Raw genomic sequence first — 254 nt, 5'->3', positions numbered from 1 at the left:
ATGATCCGCCTCACCACCACATCCCCCACCTTCGCCGCAGACTTCACCGCTTTGGTCAACGCCCGCCGCGAAGCCGATGCCGATGTCGCGCGCGACGTAACCGCCATCATCGCGCGCGTCCGTGACGAAGGCGACGCGGCGGTGCGCGCCTACACCCAAAGCTTCGACCGCCACGATCTCGACGCCACCGGCTGGCAGATCGACCGCGAAGAATGGCGCGCCGCCTATGACGGCCTCGCCCCCGATCTGCGCGC

At 68.9% G+C, this 254-nt stretch carries 1 protein-coding gene; it reads left to right on the top strand.

What is annotated here, in order from left to right:
- Positions 1-254, top strand: a 254-nt coding sequence (locus tag FVA95_RS30150; protein WP_193564466.1) for a histidinol dehydrogenase, incomplete at both ends; no start/stop codon positions are given.

The organism is Pseudonocardia sp. EV170527-09 (genome assembly GCF_008369905.1).
Classification (GTDB): Bacteria; Actinomycetota; Actinomycetes; order Mycobacteriales; family Pseudonocardiaceae; genus Pseudonocardia.
This window is presented reverse-complemented; position numbering and strand designations above follow the sequence as displayed.